The organism is Stenotrophomonas sp. STEN009 (assembly GCF_056760395.1).
Genome location: NZ_JBRRES010000020.1, coordinates 1 through 21,973, shown reverse-complemented (window position 1 = coordinate 21,973; position 21,973 = coordinate 1). Strand labels below are relative to the sequence as shown.

The window sequence follows — 21,973 nt, the reverse complement described above, 5'->3', positions numbered from 1 at the left end:
GCTCCCAGCCTCCCAGAGGTGAAGCGCCCGATTGGCGCATAAGCGCAACGGGCATTCCAGACGCTGCATCGCCTCACCCGCCCATTGCCGAGCCCAGCTGCTGGAACGCGCCGCCGATGGTGGGGATGTTCGCTGGCGGCAGCGTAGCCGGATCCCGGCACTCCTGAGCCCTCCTGCCGGCCACACTGAAGACCTCGCGATAGCGGAGGTAGCCGTAGGTATTGACGGCAGGAATATTCAGCTCCGTCCACTTCCCGATGTAGAAGCCGGCCAGCGAGTCATGCATGTAGTTGTCAAACAGCACCGTACTCACATCGGGTACCGGCACACCGTCCAGCACAAGGTTAAGCAGAGTGCTGGTCTCGGCCGGGATTTTTGCGTAGTCGTAAGCCGCCTGGGAGGCCCGTGGCGTAGGTTCAAATACCGGACGCCCGATCTTGCGACCCGCCTCCATGCGTTTCTGGCTTTCGTCCAGCTGCCTGCGGTAGGCCGCCATCTCCTCCTTGCCCCTGCGCAGCTTTCCAACCAGATTTGCGAAATCGCGCTGCGCATTGGCCAGATCCACCTGATCCTCGGCATCGGACTGCTTGAAGAACGGCTGTTGCAGCACGCTCTGTGGACCATTCGGCAGCCGCTTGCCCTTCCAGGCAACGTACTGCCGGCAATGTCCTGCAATCTGCTGCGTGTGCGCGCCTCCGGGGACACCGTGACCGGTCAGCCAGGCGTTGTAATCGCGGATCAGCTGTGGATGGCAGCCGAAATGCATGGCGAGCACTGGCTGCGCCCCCAGTTCCTCGATCGTTTTCATTATCACGCCTGCCTTGACGGCCTCATGATGCATGTCGATCAACGGAATCTGCGCAAGCTTGGCGGTACCGTTCGCGGCACCGGAAACGAAGTCCTTGCCCTGGCCGCCGGGCGAGTAGCCGCCACCGACATCCGAGTGCATGCCCGGGTAAAGCACCTCCTTCCCGCTGGTCGCCAGGTCCAGCGGGAAATTGATCCGCTGCTCGTGCAGGGCGGCGAAATGCACGCTCTGGCGCGCTTCGGGGTGAATGCTCATCATGTCACCGGCGGCCCAGTCCCACTTGCCCTTCGAGACGCGGCTCATCGCAGCAACGCCGACCGACGCAACGGTATCGAAGATGCCCATGAAGTTCAGGTAGAGCGGAATGCCGGCAATGTTGTAGCCGCAACCGCTGCCCCAGGCTTCTGCCGTCTCATACAGCCGGTGCACGAACGCCCGCGCCTGTGCCGCGCCACGCGAGAAGCCGAAGACGGAAACGTGCACCGACTTGACGCGGCGCTGGTGCCCCTTGACCACGCGCTCCAACCGCTGCGCGATCGCCGTGAGCATCGCGCGTCGCGTCATGCCTTCCAGCAGCCGCGTCTCGCTCATTGAGGCGACCAGTACTTTGGCTTCGTTGGGCTGGATCAGGTCACCACCGTTCAGGTACTGATGTACCGAATTGATGACCTGCAGGATGGCCCAGTGGATGCGATCCGCACCATAACGCGCGGCGCCGCCTCCCAGCGTGTCACCATCCTGGTTGGTATCGCCGACGTCGGCGAATGGCGTGCCGACGCCGGGAACGTAGATGCTGAAGAAGCCGTTGCCACGCTCCTTCAGGGCGGCGTCGTACAGGCGCGCCACATTGCTGTGACCGTTGCGGGCCAGCTGGGTCTTGGGGGAGCGCGTCTTGCCGGTTACAAAGGTCCCTTCCCACTCGCGGTTGTTGCCGGTGCCGTCGAAGTAGATGCCTACGTGCACCTGGCCCTGGCATTCGGAGCCCTTCTCGCGCATGCACGCCATGGCCCGCGCCCGCTGCTGCGCTTCGGCGCCGCTCAGCGCTCTGCGTCCATCTGCCGGCATTGGTTGCGCGCCGGTTGCCGTGCGTCCACTCATGTCCTTGTCTCCTGGATTCGCTGCTGGTCCCCGCCGGGATCGTTGTCCTTGTCACCCACGCCAAGCATTCGGATCGGATGCCCGGTGAGCGACCGGGCCCCGTGATCACTTTTCAAGCGGGCGCCGAAGGTGCTCCCAGACTGGATTCTCGCCTTCGCGCAACGGCGCCTCGGGGCCGGTCAATGGATAGTCGGGATGACCGAGCACAAGATTGGTGACGAAGACCTTGATCTCGCCATTGCGCAGGAAATGGACGGCCAGGTTTCCGAGCTGGTTGTACTTCGGAATCGCAACGGTCTTCTTCTGGAACGTTTCGAGATCCGTGGTCCATTCGATCTCCACCTTCATGTCCGGCGTCCATCGATCAGGCAGCACGACGCAGCAGACAGTTCCGCCTTCCGAGTGGGAATCGGCCGACCCGCCACTGCCGCCATTCACGAGGAACTGCGCAATGTATGCATCCGTATGGTTGTAGCCGAGCACGGCCACCGGCGTGGAGGCCGTCCGTCCCTTGCAGGCCGCCAATGCCGGCAACAGGAGCAGCAACGCCAGGGCCGCCAGCAGATGGGTCCGCATCAAACGCATGATTCTTCCTTCACGTCCACGAGGGTGCAGGCTCGGCCTGCAAAGGCGAGGCGGTGTGGTCCCACAGCGGGACGCCCGTCGTCCAGACATCTTCCGGCAGCGCTGATGCCCAGTCCGCGAACGGCACCTCACAGCTCCCGGCAGGCTGCGCGAAACGCGCCTGCACGGCAGGATGGCCGCGGCACGCCCCGGAGGTGTACAACGCCAGCAACAGGTACTGCACGTGATCGTCCACCTGGTTCACACCGTGGGCGATCGTATCCTGCATAAGGTCGACGACGAACGGGTACAGCGATCGATACGGCACCCGCTTGATCTCATCGGGGATGACCCTGCGAAGCTGGGCAATGGCCACATCCGGCTCGCACGCGTCCAGCAGACGCGTGTACTGGTCTTCGTCCAGGCGCAATGGCGGAAGCGCAGGCAGGCCGGCATCATCCATTCCGGCCAGCATCTCGGCCAGCGGCCATTCCTGCAGATCGCCGTAGCGGTCGAAGTACTGCAGGCGCTGCACGCCCTCCAGCAGGGCGGCACGCTGCGCAGGCAACAACAGATCCAGCAGTGCAGGCAGGATACGGGTGTCGTACCAGCGCAACAGCATCTCACGACCGCCCTTCTCGGGCACCTTCACCAGATGGAAAGCACGCAACCGCTTTGCGAGATCGTCCAGTTCCAGTGCACTCCACAGCAGGGTCACGCCCGGCCTTTGCGCTCCCATCTGCCGGATCTCCGCATCCAGCTGCGCGTGCAGGTCCCTGTCCGTCCAAGCCACCAGCAAGGGAGCAATATCCAGCAGGCCGGCCTCGGCCGTGCCTTCGAACAGCGAGCGGTAGCGCGCGCCAAGACGCTCCAGCCGCTCATGGAAGTGCGACCGCTGCGCGCTGTCGATCACGGCGTAACGATTCACACCAGCACTCCCGGCGTGCCCTGGCGCATGGCGTCGAGAATGCAGCTCTTACAGCTGCTGCGCGGGAACTGGGGAAGCGGATAGCCCTGCTGCGCCGGGCCGACGAATGACTTGCTGCCCGCATGCACCTTGATCGTGCCCGGACAGGCGATGGTGATGTTGCCACCGGCAATGGTCAGGCTGGCCCCCCCGGACGTCGCCACGTGGATCGTATTGGCCGCGGCGAGTTCCACCGGCGCCTGCGCGCTGGCCCCGCGCAGAGCGCCACGCGACTGCACGCGCACCCCATCCGCCTGGGACTGGATATCGAGCATTTCAGTGCCGGCCACGACGTCAAGCGCGGTGGGTGCGGCCGCTGCGCCCTCAACCACGGACGCAAGCACGCCGATCGCCTGCCCCGCATGCAGACGGGTCTGCCCCATGGTAACCGTGTCGCTATGACCGCCACTGGCCAACAGCAGGCCTTCACCGCTCCCCCAGTGCACTCCCTGGCCTGCCACCTGCACCAGTCCCTGCGGTGCGGCCAGTCCAAGCAGTGGATCACCCGAATGCGGCACGCGATCCTGCCCAGCATCCGACTTGCGCTCGGTCGCACCACTCTTGCCGATATCGAATCCATCACCGCCCGTGGTGGTGCGTACGCTCGCCAGCAGCGCGGGAACCGGCGACTGATCGGGAACCAGCTCCGAGCGCTTTGGCGCGCGCGCGCCCTCCTGCATCGCCAACGGGCTGGTCAGGTGCGTACGCGCGGCCTGGGTGAAGCGTTCGCCCAATGCCTGCAACTGCGTGAGCAAGGCAGCGGGCTGCATTGCCTCGCCCGCAGGTGCCGTCGACCGATGCCCGTACGCCGTGAACCAGGCACCGGCCGTGGCGCGCACCGCGCCCCACGCGTCGCTGCGCAGTTCAAAACCGGTGCCACGCAGGCTGCCGACATAATTGTCTGCCTGGTGACGCAGGTGCCCCAGGGTCAGTTGTGACACCTGCTGGCTGCTGGCCAGCTGCGCGCGCAGTTGCTGGTTCGAGTCATCGAACAGGAGATGGTTGGCGCCCTGCCCGCCTTCCCACTCGCGCGAGCGGATACCCCACAGCGCACCGCCCTGCCGATGCGCCTGGTCCCCCATGCCGGCAGCATGCCAGGCCGGCGCCTGGCCGCCACTGAGGTTGGCCTGCGCGCTGCCGCGCATGTCTGCAGCCTGGCCATACAGCGATACGTCGCTCTGGCCGCTTCCGCCGGCTGGCGTCGGTGCCACGCCCGCCTCGCCACGTCCGTTGTACAGGGTGCCCAGCACCAGTGGCCGATCGATATCGCCGTCGAGGAAGCCCACCAGCACTTCCTGGCCGATGCGCGGCAGGAACTGGCTGCCCACGCCGGGTCCGGCATAGCGCTGTGCCACGCGCAACCATGCGCTGTCGTTGGCTCCGCCGCCCTCGCCTTCCTGGAAGTGGAAACGCACGCGCACGCGGCCATGGCTGTCTGCGTGCAGGTCCTTGCTGGCGCCTCCGTCGCCGGCAACCACGACAGCGGTCTGGTAACCCGGCACGGTCGGGCGCGGATTCAGCCGTGCGCCACTACCGTCCTGCAGCAGCGGGCGCCACGGCAGGGTGCGATCCACCGCGTCGAAACGGTTGCCATACCCGGTTGCTTCGGCCTGCTGCCAGAGCGCAGCGTCGGCCGGATCGATCGGCGCCACGCCCAGCGCGTCATCGAGGCTTCGTCGCAGATCGGTAGGGAGATTGTTGATGCCGGCATGTTCGACGGCCACCAGCAGCAGCTCAGGCGGTGTCGCACCGGGGGCCTGCTGCAGCCGCAGCCATTGTCCGGACTGGAAGCCGCGAACCGTACCCGACCCCTGCCAGCCACGGCTGTGGGATTCGCGCGCCTGCGCCTGCAGGCGGGCCTGGCGCGCACCGGCGGTACTGTCGCTGAAGGCGTAGGCACCTACCGCATCGTAGTCTTCGCGCGACGATTGGCCACCTCCGCCCTCCATCGGCGACTGTGCCACCAGTGCGCGTACCTGGCGGTAATCATCGCTCTGCAGGCTGATCGAGGTACTGGCCAGGCGCCGACGCAGGCCGATGGCCTGCACGCTGTCACTGGATTCGGTGGCGTCACTGCGATGGAACCGCACGCCTGCAGCCGCGCTGGTGGCATCTTCCGGCAGCGCGACGCTGTCGGCGAAGATCTCCATGCCATTGCCGCAGGGCGCTTCCTCATCGGCGTACAGACGCCAGCCCAGGCCTTCTTCGGCGAGCACACGCTGCAGGAAATCCAGGTCACTCTCGCGGTACTGCACGCAGTAGCTGCGCACGCGCTGGCCAAGGAAGGCGTCGACGCCCTCGGCCCAGCGCCAGCGAGCGATGCCAGCGTGCCCTGCCAGTACGGCATCGACGATCGCACGCACGCTCTGTTCCTGGAACACGCGGCTGTGCCGCGCATGCTGCAGCCACCACGTCCACGACACCAGCTGCAGCCGGTAGCGCACCAGGCCACCGTCGCCGCCCAGGCAGGAAGCGTCCGCGATCAGGCCGCTGCGCTGCCATTGACCACCATCGGCCATCTGCGCAACCAGTGTCGCACGCGTGCCCGGCAGGGCATCCAGCGCGATATCAGCGCGCGTGGCGAGTACATCGACATCGGTCCAGGCATGTTGGCCGAGCGCATCACCGCCACGCCACCGCTCCACCGTGCACCCTTCCAGTGCATCGGACCGGAGTCGATACAGGCGTTGCGCGTCACCGAGCCCGGCAACCTGGGTCATCACGTAGTTCAGCTGATCCATGCCAATTCCAGTGTGAAGACGCCTGCACCTACCCGGCGGCGTCGGATTCCAGCCATCAAATCTACCAGATTGCGGTGTTCGTCAAAATCACGACGCCTCGACCACCGTAGAAGTGGGTTGTTCGTCACATAACTGACGGCATTCCGTATTCAGGCATGCCTGGACGGACCAATCCCGCGACCGCGTTCACATCGGCGGGCTAGAATCGCCCACAGTCCCCAACGAGACCCGCCATGCTGGATCAGGAAGCCCTGCTGGCCCCGATTTCGGAACACGCCCCGACCGGTGAAGACCTGTCGTTCTCGGCTGAATTCGATCGGATCATCGAAAACCGTCGTGCCGACGACCCGACCCTGGACCAGGGGGCGTGGCAGACCGACATCAAGTACGCTGACTGGAGCAGCGTGCTGCGCGATGCCACCGACCTGCTGCAGACCCGGACCAAGGACCTGCGGCTGGCAGGCTGGCTCAGCGAAGCCGCCACCCAGCTGGAAGGATTCCAGGGCCTCGCCGCTGGCTACCGGCTCACCGCCGGCCTGTGCGACCGCTACTGGGATGACGTGCATCCGCAGGCACCTGACGGCGATTTTGAAGAGCGCATCGGCAACCTGAGCTGGTTGCTGACCAACTCGCTGCAATGGCTGCGCTCCGTGCCGATTGCCGTCGCGCCGCAGGGGCGTTTCAGCCTCGCCGACTTCGAGCATGCCCATGCCCGTGCCAACAGCGGCGAAGAGGATGACGGCCGCCCTGGCCTGGACATTCTCACTGCCGCCCGCCGCGATACCCAGCACGGGTTCTACCGGCAGCTGGCCGACGACCTGCCCGACTGCAGCCAGGCCCTGGCCGAACTGCAGGCCGCGGTCGACAACCGCCTGGGGCTGGATGGCCCAAGCTTCAGCGCGGTGCGTGAGCAGCTTGAACACCTGCAGCGCACCGTGCTGCGTTTCGCACGCGAAGCCGGGGTGTTGCTCGATGGTGAAACCGAAGCCTCCTCCGACGATTTTGAAGATGCATCGTTCGGCCATGAGGCGCCCCCGTCCGAAGCGGCCCCGGTAACAGCACCGCGTGGCCCTGCGGGTGCACCCGGCTCGCGCAAGGAAGCGCTGCAGCAGCTGCGCCAGGTCGCTGAGTTCTTCCGTCGGACCGAACCGCACAGCCCCGTGGCCTATCTCGCCGAGAAGGCCGCACGCTGGGGCGAGATGCCGCTGCATGTCTGGCTCAAGCGCGTCATCAAGGACCACGGCACGCTGGAACAGATGGAAGAGATGCTGGACGTCAATCCAGAAGACTGATCTGCCTGCGGATCCCGCTCATGCGGGGATCGGGTCTGGCCCGATCCCCGTCATGTTTACTGGATCTTGAACTCGATGCGCCGATTGCGTGCGCGGCCATCGTTGCTGGTGTTGTCCGCCACCGGCTCGTCCGGTCCCTTGCCGACGACATCCATGTGGCTGCCCGGAATGCCCTTGGACACCATGTAGTTCTTCACCGACAGCGCACGCGCGTGGCTGAGCGCCAGGTTCGATTCGCGCTGCCCGACATTGTCGGTATGGCCGATGATCAGGAAACGGCTGTCCGGCATCTGCGCCATCTTGGCGACCATCTCGTCGAGGATGCTCATGCCAAACGGGGTCAGACGCGCACTGCCACTCTGGAATTCGATGATGCGGTTGGCCAGCGTCTGGTCCAGCACGTTCTGCTGCGAGCCGACCTTCAGCGCGTTGGTCACGGTGTAACTGGTATTGCTGGCCAGACTCAGGTCGCTGGCCACCTGCTGCCGCAGCGCTTCGTTGCCGACCTCACCGGTGATCCGCACTGCCTGTCCGTTCACTTCCAGCTTGCCGGGCGACACCCGCTTCAAGCCGGGATTGATCATGCCCGCCACGTAATCGCCCCAGTTCGGCGGGGTCGCGATCGTCTCGACCTGGATGCGGTCGACCACGCGCTCGGCGCCATACACGGCACGCAGATTGTTCAGCAGCTTGGCCTTGGTCGCCTGGTCAGGCACCACGCCTTCGATCACCACCGGTCGTTCGGTGGCAGCCTGTGCCGCAGCAGGCGCGTTCTGCGCGGCCAGCGGCACGGCTGCGAGCAGCAGCGGCAACGCAAGGGAGAGAGGGTTGCACAAGCGCATCATCAGGTTCCCAAGAAAGTCTCGCCGAACAGCTTGCGTGCGGTGGCCAGGGCCAGATCGTCACGGTCGAGGAAGCTGCCGAAGCGGTTGAGGTTGTAATCGCCGCGCAGATAGTCGTCCACCCATTCCGAATGCTGGATCCGGATCAGGAAGTCGCCGGCTTCCGCCGGGTCCAGCACCGCACGCAGCACCTGGCGGTCGGCGCCGTTGAAACCGACGATCATGCTCGGCGCAGCGTCGTTGCGGATCAGCACCGCCAGTTCGAAATCGCCGCGGGAGACGAAGCTGGACAGCAGATCCAGCCAGAATGCCGCCACCAGTGGGCGATAGGCCGGGTCACGGACCAGCGGAAACACCAGCGCCTTGTCGATGTTGACATCGCCCCCGCTGAGCACCGGCTGCAGCAGCAGGCCCAGTGCCGGCAGCACCTGTCGCAGCGCCACCTCGCCGTGACCGGAATCGCGCAGGCGCGACTCGAGGTCTGCCACCGAGGTGCTCTCCAGGAAGTCCTGGAAGCTGCCGTTGTAGTCACCGGGATCGGTGCTGATGCTGAAACGTGCGTCCGCCAGCTGCGCCAGCGCCTGCGCCGCGTCGCTTTCCTGGTAGGCCTGGCGTGCCAGGCGGGCCAGTCCGGACCAGGCGTTGGACATCGCCAGCGGGCTGCGGCCGATGAACGGCAACGGTTCCGGCGCATCCAGGCGCAGCGCGGACAGCAGCGGGAAGCGGCGTTCGGAGGAATCGCGGCTAGCCAGGAAGTGCCCGCACAGCACCATCTTGCTGCGAGAACCCAGGAAAGCGTAGTGGATCTCCGGTGCCTCGTCGTAGCGCTGCTTCCAGTCCGGGCTCTGGCTCAGCAGTTCCAGGCTCTCGCCTGCCCACCGGTCCAGCCAGCCCAGCAGCTGGTGATTGTCGGCCGCACGGACGAAATCACCGCGCGAGGGCACCTTGCCGAAGTACGAAACTCCGGCACTGACGACGCGGCTCATTGCGCACCTCCCGTGGTCTGCGCCGCAGCAGGCGCGGTGGCCGCCGGCGCGGGCGCGGCAGGGGTACCACCGGCCACCCGCTCGGGAAGCTGCAGGCCGCGCTGCCAGTCGCCACCACCCTCGCTGCCGCTGCCGGCCCGGCGGACGATGCGCATTTCCACCGTCACGGCCACACCATTGCCGTTCCAGGTGATACGGCTGGAATCATCCAGGCGCTCGTATTCGCCTTCGGCCATCAGGCGGTTGAAGCCGTTCGCGCCCGGTGCACTGAATACCTCCACGGTACGACCATCGCCGGTCACCGCCGTGATCTTCACGCCCGGCACCTGACCCGCGTTCGGGTACTGCATGGTGGTCCACTGCGGCGGGGTATTGCGATAACGAAGCACCTGGCCATCGATCTCGATGCTGTACTCCAGCGCGCCGGCAGCCGGCGACGGCAGGATCTCGAAGATCGTGGTGTCCTGCGCCGCGCCGGCGGCAGAGCCGCTCACCCAGTTGCCATAGTTGGCAACCAGCTCAGCCGACAGGTTCACACCCTGTCCTGCCCAGCGGCGGGTCTCCAGCAGCGGACCGCGCTGGATCACCAGCGTGCCGAGCGCGTCCTTGTTGAAGGCGGCAATGCTGCCACTGGCACCGAAGATGCCGGCGATGTCGCTCGGTGCGGCATCCACATCCGAGTTGAGGTTGAACGGGTACTGCTGCCCGATGCGTGCCTTGAACGGGTCATAGACCTGCGCCTTCCAGGTCTTGTTGACCTCATCTTCGGTCGGCGGGATCAGGGCGCTGAAGGTCTGGGTCAACGGGCGCAGCAGCAGCGGGCGCAGGGCTTCACGCTGCTTCTCGTCCAGCCCGGTCAGTACCTGCTCGTCGACCAGCGCCAGGCCCGCGCTCAGTTCGGAGCCTTCATTGCTGAAGGTGTCCTGCATCAGCTTGCGGGTGCCCACGCCGATTTCGCCCTGGCTCTTGATGGCATTCAGGCGCGCACGCAGTTTGCCCAGTGTCTCGAAGTAGGCCGTGATCACTGCCGGCTGATCGCCGCGCTCACTGGTGAGCCGCGCGATGCCTTCGAACGCCTTGCCGATCGGACCCACCGGCTGCGCGGCGGCCGTCGCTGCCGGGTCCTTGCGCAGGATGGTGCGCTGGAACCAGGCCACGAAGCCCTTGCGCGCCTTGCTCGAACGCGCCTGCGCCGGCGGGTTGTCCCATACCGTCTCCTCGTTGATGCGCTCCAGCAGAACACGGAGCGGCGAGTTGCCGGGATCACCCAGCTTGTTGATGCGGGCCACCGCCTCGTCGAACGTACTGAACTCGGCCACGCTCAGGCCCTGCACGAACTTGCTCCACTCGCGCGCGTAGTCGTTCTTGTACAGGGTCACCAGCTCGCGCGAGACATGCTCGGGGCTGCCGGCCAGCGACAGATCGCTCTGCTCGGTGGTACCCAGCACCCAGTCGGTGGTGCTCAGCTGGGTATTGGCTGCTTCCTTGATCGCATCCTTTACGTACTCTTCCCACGCCTTGCGCGTGAACGCACCGGAAATCGCATAGCTGCCGTTGATCAGGCGCCCGTTGCGCTCCACACCCACCAGGCTGTCGACGGTGGTGGTTCCGAAGCGGGCGCCGGCACGCGCCTTGATCTGCGCGTACACGCGCTCCATCGCCGGCTGCCCCTTCATCACCTGCCCCAGCGCCTGGCGCGTGTCGGACACCAGCGTGACCTTGTTCTGTATCTGCGGCCAGCTGGGCTGGCCCGCCTGCGCCACGTAGAAGGTCATCAGCTTCTCGGCCGCGCGCACCATCTCCTCACGGCTCATCTGGCCGCGGTTGGCCTCCAGCCAGGTGCGCCAGAACAGGGTCAGCTGCTGCGACAGGTGAGCACCTTCGACGTACTTCGGGTTACCCAGCATCAGGTAGGTCTTCAGTGCGTTGTACGCATCGTTGGTACTGGTCGGCGATGCGTTCTGATACAGCACCTCGCTCTCGGCGGCAGCGCTGCTGCCCTGGCCAAGCTTGTCGCGCTCGGCGACCACCTGGCCGAGATAGTTCTCCAGATTGGAGACGGTCGGCGCCAGCATCACCTGCTGCATGCCGTGGTTGTACTCACGCAGCAGCTTCTCGCGGATCGCGGTGCCCTGGTACAGGCCCAGATGGGTGGTGATGCCGCCTTCCTTGCCATAACGGTCCAGCTGCTCCATGCGATCCTGCAGCAGAAGCAAGGCATCGATACGCGACTTCAGGTCCATGCGGTCCTTCTGCACGCGCACGGCCTGATCCAGATCCTTGGTGGCATTGGCCACCAGCTGGGCATTGGTGGTGTACGACCAGGTCCACAGGCCCAGCGCGAGCGCCAGCACACCCACCGCGCCCAGGAACACGCCATAGCGCAGCCGGTTCTGGTGCGGGCTGGAATACTGCCGGACCAGTTCCTTGTCGGCGAAGATCACCTTGCGGAACAGGTCCTTGAGGAAGAACGCGGTATGGCCGGTCGGCGCCTCGTCGACATTGGACCCGCGCTCCAGGTTGAACTGGCGGCCGACGCGCTCAGACGCGTGATGCACCGAACGGCCTTCCTGCAGTGCGCTGGAGAAGTAAAAGCCACGGAACACCGGCTTGAACTGGTAGGGGTTGTCCTCGAACAGCGTAGCGATGAAGGTGCGCAGCGCCGGCTTGATGCCGACGAACTCCAGCGGCAACGACAGCAGCCCAGGCGAGACTTCACGGCCACGCTGCATCGCCATGTGGGTCAGGCTCATTTCCTTGATGCCTTCGGCCAGCTCGTCGAAATGGCTGTCGAATGCCGCCAGCGCGTCGCCCTGCTGATGCACGTCGAACGGCAGCGTCGCACCCCACACATGCTCGCGCTCGCCGGGATCGAGGTTGCGGAAGAACTCGCTGAAACCGGCGATGAGGTCGGCCTTGGTGAACAGCACATACACCGGCGCGAACACTTCCAGCCGCTCGGTGATTTCCTGCACGCGCTGGCGCAGGTTCTTGGCCAGCTCGATCGCGAACTCCGGCTTGCTGCCGGACAGCTCGGCCAGGCTGGCGGCGATGATCACGCCGTTGATCGGTGCGCGCGGGCGGTTCTTCTTCAGCAGGCCGAGGAAGGTCAGCCACTCCATGCGGTCCTCGACGCTGACCGAGTAGCGGCCAGCGGTGTCGAGCACGATACCGTTGGTGGTGAAGTACCAGTCGCAGTTGCGGGTACCACCGATGCCCTGCACCACGTTGCCGCGGTTGTCCTCGAACGGGAACTGCAGGCCGGAATTGAGGATGGCCGTACTCTTGCCCGCAGCCGGATTGCCGATGATCACGTACCACGGCAGCTCGTACAGCGCGGCGTTGCCCTTCAGCACGCCCATCCGCGAGGACTTGATCTGCTTGACCGCGTCCATCATGCGCGTGCGCAGCGCCTCGGTATCGGCACGCTGGGCGGGTTGAGCGGTGGCTACCGCCTTGTCCGCCTCATCCTTGACCATCGCCTCCACGCGCTTGGCCGCGCGACGGGCCAGGATCCGCTTCACGATCCAGACCAGCAGCGCCAGCACCAGCAGGCCGGCCAGCACGATGGCCACCCAGATGCCGATCTGTCGTGCTTCGGCCTCACCGTAGTGGGCCAGCGCAGCGGCACCGACCAGGCCGAGCACCATCCAGAGACGGTAGTCGCGCAGGTAGTAGCTGAAATTGCTCAAACTCATGCAGGGATCCAGGAAGTCAGGGGGCCGACGGCGCATCGGCCGCCTGCGTCGGGGAAGGAAGAGGGTCGACCAGGCCGAAGAGTCGCTGCTGGTTGTCGGCCACGCCGAGCAACAGCACCGGCTCGGCCTGGCGGTCAAGCTGTGCGCGGGCCAGTGCCAGCTGCGCCAACGGCAGCACCGGGCCCAGTTCGCCTGCGCTGATCGCCAGCGCCAGGCTCTGCGGACTGAAGTCCAGGTCGGGAGCCAGCGACGCCGTGATGGCGGCGGCATCGACCATCAGATCGCCCCGGTGATCGGCATCATGCAGCACGAACTGGGCCTGTGCGCCCTCCAGGCCCAGCGTCTGCTGCCACTGCGCAGCGAGCGTCGCCAGCTGACGGCGCTGTTCGGCCGGCCGGGTCGCCTCGATCTGCTCGGCGCGTACCAGTTGCGGGCGCCACAGCCGCGCGTCGCCTTCATGGGCAACGCCCCGGCTCGCCAGCAGGACGCCGGCGGCACCCTCGCCCGGTACGCGGCCATCCGGATTCTGTGCGGTTGCCAGCACACCGGAGGACTGCCATGAGGAAACGATGGCGGCATCGATCGAAGAAGACGCGGACACCAGCAGGTGCCAGCGTGGCTCGCCCTGATCCAGTGCGTCGATCACCCGTTGCAGGTGCGGCCACACCTCGCGTGCGCCGTCCAGCGAGGTGACCCGGACATCGAAGCGGCGCGCATCGATGCCTGCCATCCGCGCCTGCTCCAGCAGCCATGTCTGCACCCACGGACGTAGCGCATCGGACCAGCTGCCCGGCACCAGCAGCTCGACGCTCAGTACGTTCTCCACGCGCTGTTCGTCGCGACGCCGCAGACCGGCCACCACCACTTCCTCGGAAGCCATGATTTCCGGCAGCGCCGTGGATGCTGCCTCCAGCAGTTCCTCCAGCACCGGCTGCAGCAGGGCAAGCGCACGCCGTTCGTGGGCTGCGGTGTCGATGCCGTCCTGACGGGCCTGCAGCACCAGGAACTCATCGAGGTCCTGCGCCGCGCTCATGCGCACCGGCAGGTTGTAGTTGTCGCGGAAGCGGCCATCGAGCGTCGGACGCGGCGGCGCAGCGGCAGCAGCCAGCCATGATTGGGCATCCAGATCCACACCCAGCCTGAGGCCACCGGCAATCAACGCCACCGATGGCGGCAGCATCACCTTCGTCGCGACGGCTTCGCCTTTGCCCTTGGTCGGCTCCCCATCGTTGGCCGCAGCCTTGTCCAGCGCCGCATCGACGCCACGGCGCGCGGCGCCACGCAGCATGAAGCCGGCACCGCTCAGGCCGACGGGCAGCAGGCCCAGGTAGGCCAGCATCTGCATGCCGGTCGGTACCGTGCCGCTGTTGCGCCAGTAGAGAATCGTCGCGCCCCAGGTGGCGACGAAGATCATCACCACCGAAGCTGCTTTGCCCAGCCATCCTGCCATCAGTTGCCCTGCTCCATGCGCTGCTCCTGTCGACCGCGCAGGTCAACGCAGACCGGTCATGGCCTGCGAAGCGACCAGCGTCGCTCCACACGCGGTGCGGTCGCCGTCGCGCGCCACCGGCTGACCGTCGATGAGCACTGTCGCGTCGCCACTGACAATCGTGGTGGCGCCGTGCACGGCGCACAACGCACGATCACCAACGCGCGCCACCGGCCTGCCATTGATGTCGGTCTGTCCGGTGCCCGCCACCACGGTCCCTCCGTGGCTGAGCGGGTCACCGACGACGATAAACGGTCGTGCCATCCATCATGCTCCTTGATCCATGTGTGACCCGGCGTTCCATCGCCCCCCGGTTCCCCCGACGACGCAGGCCATCGGCGTAACCATACCAGTACCGCCGTGCGGTTATCACCCTTGACGGGACAGTTCCTCGCGCTTTGCCACCCGAGCGGCGCGGCAGCGGTCCGTCATTTCCACGTGAACATAGTCCTTGATGCTCCGCCAGTTTCCGCCCCAGTCCAGGCCCGCCTGTTCAGCCAGCTCGCCGTACAGGAAGTACCCACGCCGGGTCCACGGATCTTCCATGTCCCATTGCAGCTTGCCATCGCGGATGGGTGCGCTGTCCACGCCCAGCCCATACTGGTGGCAGCTCTGCCAGGCACCGGCCCGGGTCGCCTTGCCACCGGCCATCAGTTCGGCCTGCCGCTGCGGACTGCGATAGCCTTCGATCAGCACCATTTCGTAGCCGTACTGGCGTCGCATCACCTCATAGATGGCCAGCACGCGCTGCTGCAGATCGGGATCGATCTGACCCCATTTGCGATCAGCCGTGACGATTTCAGGCCGCAGACGACGCACTTCGGCAGTGGTGAACACCTCCGGCGGCGGCGGCGGCGGCGGCGTCAGCCGCTCCCCGCGTAGCAGCTGGGCGACCATCGAACTCGATTCCGCCAGATCATCGCCCCTGAAATCCTCCAGCACCACGGTCTGCCGCGTGACGAATATCACAATTGGAGGAATCAGCAGCAACGCTGCGGCGACAACCAGAATGAGCCAGTGGCGCCGCAGTGCGCCGTGCACGGCTCCGACCTCTTCACGAACCCCACTGCGCACGCGGGTGGCGCCGTGGCCGACCCGGTCACCGACCTGCCCCGCCCGACGACGGAATCCGCCCAGACGCTTCGCGATCGCCTGACGCAACGATTCGACCGTCTCGGGGAACAACAGTACCCAGCACACGCCAGCCACCAACAGTACGACGGCAATGGCAGCAACCACGATTGGCAACACCGGTCCTCCCTGACACGCGATCTGGTTGACGCCCCAACCGCTTTCACTAAGAATGCGCAAATTCGCTTCGGCAGTTGCCGACTCAAACCAAGGGCTGGATGCACTTGAATAATGGCGGAATCAATCGGCCAAGTCTGCTCTCAGGGGGAGCGCAGGCAAAGGGCCAGGCCCCGAATTCGGGCCGTATTCTGGCAGACATGGAGGGCCGGCAGGCAACCGCGTCGCCACGTGCCGCACGCGCGCCGTCCAGCGGCAAACGCCGTACGGTCCTGTGGCTGGCATTGGCCAGTGCCGTGGTCGTCATCGCCGGGCTGACCGCCTGGGGTCTGTCCGGTAGTAATGACTACAGCGACCCGTCCGAGTATTCACTGACACCCGACACCGGCCATGTGACCGGGCACCCGGACGCCCCGTCCGTGGCACCGGGTGAAGGTGCCGCGATGATCGTCGATGCACCCGCTTCTCCGACTGAGCCGGCGCTGCCGGCCACCACCGGGAGCCCACCCGCTCCTGCCGCTGACGCGGCAACCGCTGCTGCGGGCGCTGCCGCAACCACCGGCACCGCTGCAACGACGCGGGCACGGGGCGCCCAGCCGGGTGAACGCAGCAGTCGCGCCGCCGGTACCGCAGGCAAGGGCGATGAAAATCTGCTCGGCACCCTGCTCGGCATCATCAAGGAAGAGGACAAGGCCAAGGCAAAAGCCAAGGCCCAGCCTCAGAGCATGGATGATCTGATCGCCCAGATCGAAGCAGACCAGCGCAAACGCGCCGAAGACGAGCGCGCCGCGTTCGAGCGCGTGGCCAGCAAGAAGTCCGCCTCGACCGAATCCAACATCCAGGCGCAGCTGCGCAGCTGCCCCAGCCCCACCTCACTGAAAGGCGTGGACTGCCGGCGCAGGATCTGTGCGGCGGTGAGCGGCAAGGATCCGGCCTGCCCGGCGATGTGATCCCGAGCCCTGCCTGCTGACGCAGGCAGGGAGCTGCCGCAGAGGCCCGCTCAGAGCGGACGCCGATCCGGCTCGAACTGCGCCATCACCTCGGGTTCCACGAGCCGAAGAGGATCGTTGGCATCGATTGCGCACTCGTCTTCCACCCACTGTGGCCACACGGGCGCGCGGCAGGATCGAAGGACCAGCCATCGGCACAACACCAGGGGCAGCAGCAAGGGCATCAGGATGAAGCGTGCGCCCAGCAGGCTGGGACCGAGACTGGCCACCACGAACAGGTAGCAGTTGCGCCATGACGGCGTCACGGACAGATTCATCTGGCGACCCTCGATGGTATCGACCACCTCTGCCGGCCCCTGCTCCATGTAGCGGCGAATGAACTCCCAGATGCCGCGGATCTTCTGTTCGTCATCGAAGTAGTGGCCCACCGCGAAGGTGCGCTTGATCACCCGATCCTCGAGGATGCTGCAGCGCAGGTCGCGCAGGAACGCCTGGCTGGTCCCCTGCCCGATGTAGAACACGGCCTCATCCCATGGGACGGATACAGCGCCCTCTTCCCCACCCGTGAAGAAGTAGACCGTCCGGTTGCGCCGGTTGAACCGTGTCGGATACCAGACATAGGTGAAGAACTCGTAGCGCAGCGTCGTGTGCCAGAACAGCACCGGGGCACCGACCACGCACACGCCGACCATGGCGTACATCACCCAGTCCCAGAAGTCGCCTTCCAGGTTCGGGATCACCAGCGTGAAAAGCAGGAAGAAACCGAACAGGAACAGGGCCAGCGTCCCCAGCAGGACCATGGTGGTCGAGACCATTCCGCGCAGGCGGAACCTTCGGTCGATCAGATCGATGTAGGTCGAGTTGAAATGAACCAACGACGCACGTTCGTCAGGTGCGACATCCTCGGCGATCCGAGGATCGAAACGCGAGGCGCTCTCCTGTGCCGAGAGAAAGCGATCCGTCGGGAAACTGCGCATCCAGCCGCTGTACATCAATCCGCCTCACTCAGTGCCTTCAAGCCTTCTGTCTCCTGCTGGAGACCCTCGAATTTCTTGCTCTTGTGCTTTCCGAAATAGCAGGCATCAAGCCACTTCTGTATCTTCGTCGGCTTGAAGTAGCCGACAATCAACGTGATGATCGCGACCACCAGGCCGATGATCAAGCCGACGAAGGCGAAGGTAGTGAACAGCAGGATGGCGGCGATGATGCTGGCCAGACCAAGGCCAATCATGCAGATGCCATAACCTCGCGAAAGACCGATGTCCTGATAGCCGTCGATGATGTTCAGCGTGCCGCCAATGAATCCCGCCGCGGCGCCAAGGAACTTTCCAAGCCCTCCCAGCAGCCCCGCCCTTGTGCTCAGCTGTCCGGAAAGTGCCCGCAACCTGATGCCGTGGGTGCCAACCCACCAGGGGTGCTTCTTCGCCACACCTGCGCTCAGCTCCATCAGACCGCCAGTCAATCCCGCGACGCCACCTGCGAAGTTGACGATCTTGACGTCCTTCTCTTCCTGCTTCGCCTTCTTCATCTCATCCCACGCTCGCCCGAGGCTGAAGGCGGTAAAGATGTTCGAGACGACGCCGGCCTTGAAATCAAGATCGAAAACCCGCCTGACATTTCGTTGCAGCAGCGCATCGAACTCCTCGTGCCGCACGATCACCGACTGGGAAATGTGCGCATCGAGCTGTGCACCCCGCAACTGGGTCAGGCGCTGTGCTTCGCCCTCGTCAACGAACATGAGGGCCTGATACGGATAGCGCCGCCCCTGCGCATCCTGGATTCCATCAAGCGATGCGCGCACGGCGCTGCGGTACTGCTGTTCGTTTCCGCCGGAAATGCTTGCCAGCGCGGAGGCCACCATTCGGGTCGCCTGCTTGCGGGTCGCCTCCGTGCGCAGGTCGATCAACCTCAATCGCCGGTTCGGATCCTCCGTCTTGGCGAGCGCCCCCAGCAGAGAGATGATGCGTCGCTCGGGCAGTTTTGCCGCCACCCAGCCCACCGCACCGTTGCCGAATCCATTCAGTCTCGAGACCACCGGGCCGCTGATCTGGAACGCGTACTTGGCGATGGCATTCATCGCCACCTCCATCCACTTTCCGCCAACCGGCGCAGGGCCACCAGCCATCGCCGCCTTGTAGCCATCACTGGTCAGCACGGAATTGAACACGCCCCAGATCTTCTCGGACGCATCCGCCCAGCTGACGCCATCCTTCTTCATGGCCCCCTCCTTGGTAGCCGCTGCCCACCCCTTGATGATCTCCTCCTGATTGGCTGCCAGGGCACGCACCTCGACGGAGCCTGGCTTCTCAGGGTCATCACCAAGGCGATCCATCAGGAACCGGGTAACGCTGGCGCGTGCCGTGGCATCGGTGATGACCAGCATCACCTTGTGGACATAGGCCACGCCGCTGTCGATGTTCCGCCTGTCGAAATTGTAGATGAAGTGATTTCTGTAAAGATCCGACTTCATCCACGAGAGATACGCAGCATCGAGCGGCTCGATGGTTGCCTTCTCGAATGCGGAGAGCTCTGCGGGGTACTCAACCTCGATGTAGTTCTTCTTCTTGGCATTGTCGAACAGTTCGATATGGTCGCTATTCCAGGCTTCCGTGCCGAGACGATCAGCTTCTTCCTCGGTAATGTAGCCCGCGTACTCCATTTTCTCGCCCGGGTTCCGTCCGCGGTACACCGCGCTGGAGTGCGCGGGGAACCATGTTCCGAAAATTCCCGCCACGGCCGAGCGTGTCTCGCTCGTGCGCTGGACAACGTTGTGCCGCACCGCCATGGCGAGCGCATCGATCGCCTGCGCGCTTTCCCGCTTCCAGCGGCGCAGCGGTTCGTTGGTCCATGCATGGGTCCGTCGGATGATCTGGGCATTCAGATCCATCGCAATGCCTATTGGATCCTCAAGCGCAACCATTGCGACCGGAATATCCTTTCCGGCCTGCCTGGCGGCCTCAAGCAGCTGAGGAACTTTCCCCACCGCACTGATGAAGGGACTCAATGAGTCGGCAAACGCTGGTGACGTGTTCTGTTGCACGGCGTTGAGCCCGAGCGGCCAGGCAAAGCTGATCGGCTGCATCATCCGCTCGAACAGATCCCCGCCCACCTTGAACTCCGCAACACTGGCGTGATTCGCGGCAAGGGTCGCGGCATGCGACTGCGTTGCTGCGCCTTTGGACTCGCACCACGCGGCACCATCGAACACGCGCATGTTCGCCTGTCTCACTGCAGGCTTGTCCATGTGCTCCTTCAGCACGGCAGGGGTCCAGGGCGTATCGCAGAACGCCATCCAGATGTTGCCGACCTTGCCAGGCAGGTGCGCATCAGGAATGGGTATGCAGCGCGCCATCTCGGATGTCGCTCGGCGACCGCATGGCGCATTATCCAGTGCTTCCAGGCTCGGAGGCTGCGACGCGTGCACGTCGAACTCGGAAAGATAGCCCTTGGCATCTACCAGGTAGCCCTTCCACCCCTTGGCACCCAGTCGCTCGTTGAACACATACAGGTATCCCTCGCGCATTGTTCTCAGGGTGTATTGCGCAAGCGCTCCAGGCAGCGGCACCGCGCTTCCACCACTGGCGAAACTTCCAGCGAGCTTCGGGGCCTGCGCCCAGCCATTGACGTCCGCCCTCGCGACTGCATAACGCAATGGCATGAGCAGCAGGCCTTTCCGGTCACAGGCGGGGCAGTGCTTGGTCAGGTCTTCACAGGGGGAAAGCGCCTTCGCCTTCCCCTGGCCTGCACCCTTGTTGGTCTTGGTAGCAATCTTCTCGTTGTCCCAATGCCCATTGGGGTCTGTCGCGACGAACCTGTAGGTGGATTTCCAGGACTCCTTTCGTCCCGCCGGGCGCTCACGGTTACCCCAGAGGTAGATCTGTCGGCCATCACTCGTGCTGTAACACTCACAGGTGACCAGACCTCGCTCGGCGAAGTACTTGAGCGTGGTCCGTCCCTCGGCATCCGGTTCGGAGACGATATACCAACCTGGCTTGAAGTCAGACATCTCTCACTCCTTTGATTTCATTTTCCGACCAGTGCCGCCCGGAAGGGCGTTCGGCCTGGGCTGCTGGATTCGTGGCGCGTGCGAGCGCGAACAGGTCCAGATCGACGGTACCGCCGACGTAGGTCGCGCCATTCTCGCGAACGTCGCGCAGGCAGCGTTGCATTTCCGGGTGGGCGAACAGCACCTCTCCATGGATCACATGGTCCACGGCGAATGCCTGCTGGTCCTCCGGCACTACAAGCGCTTCCAGTTCGATCGCTCTTCGCAAGGCCACGTCGGCGCGCTCGTGGAGATCTGGATGGGCCGCCATCTGAGGGGCGGCGCGCACCACATCGAGCGCAACACGGTTCACCAGTTCTATCCTGAAGACTGCATCCCACTGACGCTCTGTCCAGCCCTGGCCAGGCTGTCCTGCTTCCGCTGGGCGGTCGATGCTTCCCCAACGATTGAGGTCGGGATCGCGCCACCACCATACGCTGATGGGTCCCATCAGATCACGCAGCTGGAGGGAATCAAGGATGCGGGGAAAATGCATGAATACACGCGGATCGTGGAGCCGGAGCCAATAGCGCGTACTGCCGGGCTTGCGTCTCAGCATTACCGAGCGCAGGTGCGCCGCTACCCGTTCTCCTGACTCACTGCTCCCAAGCAATGCCAGCAACCCACGCAGCTCTCCCTCCACATGCAGATGTTCCAGCTCGTCCAGCAGAGCAAGGCGCAGTGCTGCATCCACGTCATCAAGCACGACCAGATGCGGGCAGATACCGGCAGGCAATGCGAGTCCCGACGGTTCCAGGCTGTGGCACTGGAACCGGGCCAGGAGTGGGATCAGGCCAAGTGTGGATTCACTGATGATCGCAATGGGGTGTTCAAGAAAGTGCCTATGCGAGAAGCTCATGGCATCAGCCCACTCCCACGACAGCCGCACCCGTGCGCTCGGCGTTTGCCGCCTTGGTCGGGCACAGGGCGAGCTTCCCTTCGTTCTTCGTCGCCTCACCGGGCACACTCGCCGGCCCCAGCCATTCCCTCTGGCTCGCCTTGAATTCCACCTTGCCCGGCGCGCCCAGTTCGATGTTGTCGCCCTCGATCCGGATGTAGGCCCCGGCCGCCGTCGCCAGCAGGTGCTTGCTCGGTGCCGACAGCTGCACGTCCGCTTCGGTGCTGGCGATGCGCACCTGCGTCTTGGCCGCCACGATCGCCTGGTTCTTGTGCGCACGCGCACTCACCTTGCCCTGTGCCGCATGCAGCGCGATGCCGCGCTCCTGGTTCGGGCTCTCGCCGCTG

General features: G+C 65.0%; 16 protein-coding genes. 2 read left to right on the top strand and 14 right to left on the bottom strand.

Annotated elements, in window-relative coordinates:
* Positions 1–73: 73 nt before the first annotated feature.
* The 4 genes from ACVOMM_RS11005 to ACVOMM_RS10990 form a co-directional block, all read right to left on the bottom strand.
* Positions 74–1,906, bottom strand: coding sequence for a T6SS phospholipase effector Tle1-like catalytic domain-containing protein (locus tag ACVOMM_RS11005; RefSeq protein ID WP_481526241.1), 1,833 nt, complete (start codon positions 1,904–1,906; stop codon positions 74–76).
* A 105-nt stretch (positions 1,907–2,011) separates the two neighbouring features.
* A complete protein-coding gene (locus tag ACVOMM_RS11000; RefSeq protein ID WP_227255287.1) occupies positions 2,012–2,491 on the bottom strand; it encodes a DUF3304 domain-containing protein in 480 nt (159 codons plus the stop codon).
* Between the two features lie 10 nt (positions 2,492–2,501).
* Complete coding sequence (locus ACVOMM_RS10995; protein ID WP_053518389.1) at positions 2,502–3,398, bottom strand: DUF4123 domain-containing protein; 897 nt, start codon at positions 3,396–3,398, stop codon at positions 2,502–2,504.
* On the bottom strand, positions 3,395–6,178 hold the full coding sequence (locus tag ACVOMM_RS10990; protein WP_481526240.1) for a type VI secretion system Vgr family protein: 2,784 nt from the start codon (positions 6,176–6,178) through the stop codon (positions 3,395–3,397). Before ACVOMM_RS10990 ends, ACVOMM_RS10995 begins: the two co-directional genes overlap by 4 nt.
* 233 nt (positions 6,179–6,411) lie before the next feature.
* Here ACVOMM_RS10990 and tssA point away from each other — a divergent pair, with 233 nt between their 5' ends.
* Positions 6,412–7,470: a type VI secretion system protein TssA gene (gene tssA / locus ACVOMM_RS10985; RefSeq protein WP_481526239.1), complete on the top strand. Its 1,059-nt coding sequence runs from the start codon at positions 6,412–6,414 to the stop codon at positions 7,468–7,470.
* A gap of 56 nt (positions 7,471–7,526) precedes the next feature.
* Here tssA and ACVOMM_RS10980 read toward each other — a convergent pair whose 3' ends face one another.
* The 6 genes from ACVOMM_RS10980 to ACVOMM_RS10955 form a co-directional block, all read right to left on the bottom strand.
* Positions 7,527–8,312 carry an OmpA family protein gene (locus tag ACVOMM_RS10980; protein ID WP_111185953.1) on the bottom strand — a complete coding sequence of 262 codons (786 nt, stop codon included), beginning with the start codon at positions 8,310–8,312 and terminating at the stop codon, positions 7,527–7,529.
* A gap of 2 nt (positions 8,313–8,314) precedes the next feature.
* On the bottom strand, positions 8,315–9,298 hold the full coding sequence (gene tagF, locus ACVOMM_RS10975; RefSeq protein ID WP_053518394.1) for a type VI secretion system-associated protein TagF: 984 nt from the start codon (positions 9,296–9,298) through the stop codon (positions 8,315–8,317).
* The gene (gene tssM, locus ACVOMM_RS10970; protein WP_263174660.1) at positions 9,295–12,996 is read right to left on the bottom strand and encodes a type VI secretion system membrane subunit TssM; all 3,702 of its coding nucleotides are present in this window, start codon (positions 12,994–12,996) and stop codon (positions 9,295–9,297) included. The genes tagF and tssM overlap by 4 nt, the downstream gene beginning before the upstream one ends.
* A gap of 16 nt (positions 12,997–13,012) precedes the next feature.
* On the bottom strand, positions 13,013–14,446 hold the full coding sequence (locus ACVOMM_RS10965) for a hypothetical protein (protein WP_481526238.1): 1,434 nt from the start codon (positions 14,444–14,446) through the stop codon (positions 13,013–13,015).
* A gap of 42 nt (positions 14,447–14,488) precedes the next feature.
* Positions 14,489–14,749: a PAAR domain-containing protein gene (locus tag ACVOMM_RS10960; RefSeq protein WP_053518398.1), complete on the bottom strand. Its 261-nt coding sequence runs from the start codon at positions 14,747–14,749 to the stop codon at positions 14,489–14,491.
* Between the two features lie 105 nt (positions 14,750–14,854).
* Positions 14,855–15,724: a M15 family metallopeptidase gene (locus ACVOMM_RS10955; RefSeq protein WP_263174667.1), complete on the bottom strand. Its 870-nt coding sequence runs from the start codon at positions 15,722–15,724 to the stop codon at positions 14,855–14,857.
* A 209-nt stretch (positions 15,725–15,933) separates the two neighbouring features.
* Here ACVOMM_RS10955 and ACVOMM_RS10950 point away from each other — a divergent pair, with 209 nt between their 5' ends.
* Positions 15,934–16,683, top strand: a complete 750-nt coding sequence (locus tag ACVOMM_RS10950; RefSeq protein ID WP_262218316.1) for a hypothetical protein — start codon at positions 15,934–15,936, stop codon at positions 16,681–16,683.
* Positions 16,684–16,733: 50 nt separating this feature from the next.
* Here the strand turns inward: ACVOMM_RS10950 and ACVOMM_RS10945 are convergent, their stop codons facing one another.
* The 4 genes from ACVOMM_RS10945 to ACVOMM_RS10930 form a co-directional block, all read right to left on the bottom strand.
* Positions 16,734–17,675: a DUF6708 domain-containing protein gene (locus ACVOMM_RS10945; RefSeq protein WP_053520405.1), complete on the bottom strand. Its 942-nt coding sequence runs from the start codon at positions 17,673–17,675 to the stop codon at positions 16,734–16,736.
* Positions 17,675–20,689 (bottom strand): T6SS effector BTH_I2691 family protein, encoded by a 3,015-nt coding sequence (locus ACVOMM_RS10940; protein ID WP_481526237.1) that lies wholly within the window; start codon positions 20,687–20,689, stop codon positions 17,675–17,677. Before ACVOMM_RS10940 ends, ACVOMM_RS10945 begins: the two co-directional genes overlap by 1 nt.
* Positions 20,682–21,587 carry a DUF4123 domain-containing protein gene (locus ACVOMM_RS10935; protein ID WP_481526236.1) on the bottom strand — a complete coding sequence of 302 codons (906 nt, stop codon included), beginning with the start codon at positions 21,585–21,587 and terminating at the stop codon, positions 20,682–20,684. The genes ACVOMM_RS10940 and ACVOMM_RS10935 overlap by 8 nt, the downstream gene beginning before the upstream one ends.
* 4 nt (positions 21,588–21,591) lie before the next feature.
* On the bottom strand, positions 21,592–21,973 hold a 382-nt coding region (locus ACVOMM_RS10930), incomplete at its 5' end, for a DUF2345 domain-containing protein (RefSeq protein WP_481526235.1).

Bases quoted from the DNA above. Each gene is read 5' to 3' on its own strand.
- ACVOMM_RS11005 (WP_481526241.1), bottom strand. From the start codon at position 1,906: ATGAGTGGACGCACGGCAACCGGCGCGCAACCAATGCCGGCAGATGGA.
- ACVOMM_RS11000 (WP_227255287.1), bottom strand. From the start codon at position 2,491: ATGCGTTTGATGCGGACCCATCTGCTGGCGGCCCTGGCGTTGCTGCTC.
- ACVOMM_RS10990 (WP_481526240.1), bottom strand. From the start codon at position 6,178: ATGGATCAGCTGAACTACGTGATGACCCAGGTTGCCGGGCTCGGTGAC.
- tssA (WP_481526239.1), top strand. From the start codon at position 6,412: ATGCTGGATCAGGAAGCCCTGCTGGCCCCGATTTCGGAACACGCCCCG.
- ACVOMM_RS10980 (WP_111185953.1), bottom strand. From the start codon at position 8,312: ATGCGCTTGTGCAACCCTCTCTCCCTTGCGTTGCCGCTGCTGCTCGCA.
- tagF (WP_053518394.1), bottom strand. From the start codon at position 9,298: ATGAGCCGCGTCGTCAGTGCCGGAGTTTCGTACTTCGGCAAGGTGCCC.
- tssM (WP_263174660.1), bottom strand. From the start codon at position 12,996: ATGAGTTTGAGCAATTTCAGCTACTACCTGCGCGACTACCGTCTCTGG.
- ACVOMM_RS10965 (WP_481526238.1), bottom strand. From the start codon at position 14,446: ATGGCAGGATGGCTGGGCAAAGCAGCTTCGGTGGTGATGATCTTCGTC.
- ACVOMM_RS10960 (WP_053518398.1), bottom strand. From the start codon at position 14,749: ATGGCACGACCGTTTATCGTCGTCGGTGACCCGCTCAGCCACGGAGGG.
- ACVOMM_RS10950 (WP_262218316.1), top strand. From the start codon at position 15,934: ATGGAGGGCCGGCAGGCAACCGCGTCGCCACGTGCCGCACGCGCGCCG.
- ACVOMM_RS10945 (WP_053520405.1), bottom strand. From the start codon at position 17,675: ATGTACAGCGGCTGGATGCGCAGTTTCCCGACGGATCGCTTTCTCTCG.
- ACVOMM_RS10940 (WP_481526237.1), bottom strand. From the start codon at position 20,689: ATGTCTGACTTCAAGCCAGGTTGGTATATCGTCTCCGAACCGGATGCC.
- ACVOMM_RS10935 (WP_481526236.1), bottom strand. From the start codon at position 21,587: ATGAGCTTCTCGCATAGGCACTTTCTTGAACACCCCATTGCGATCATC.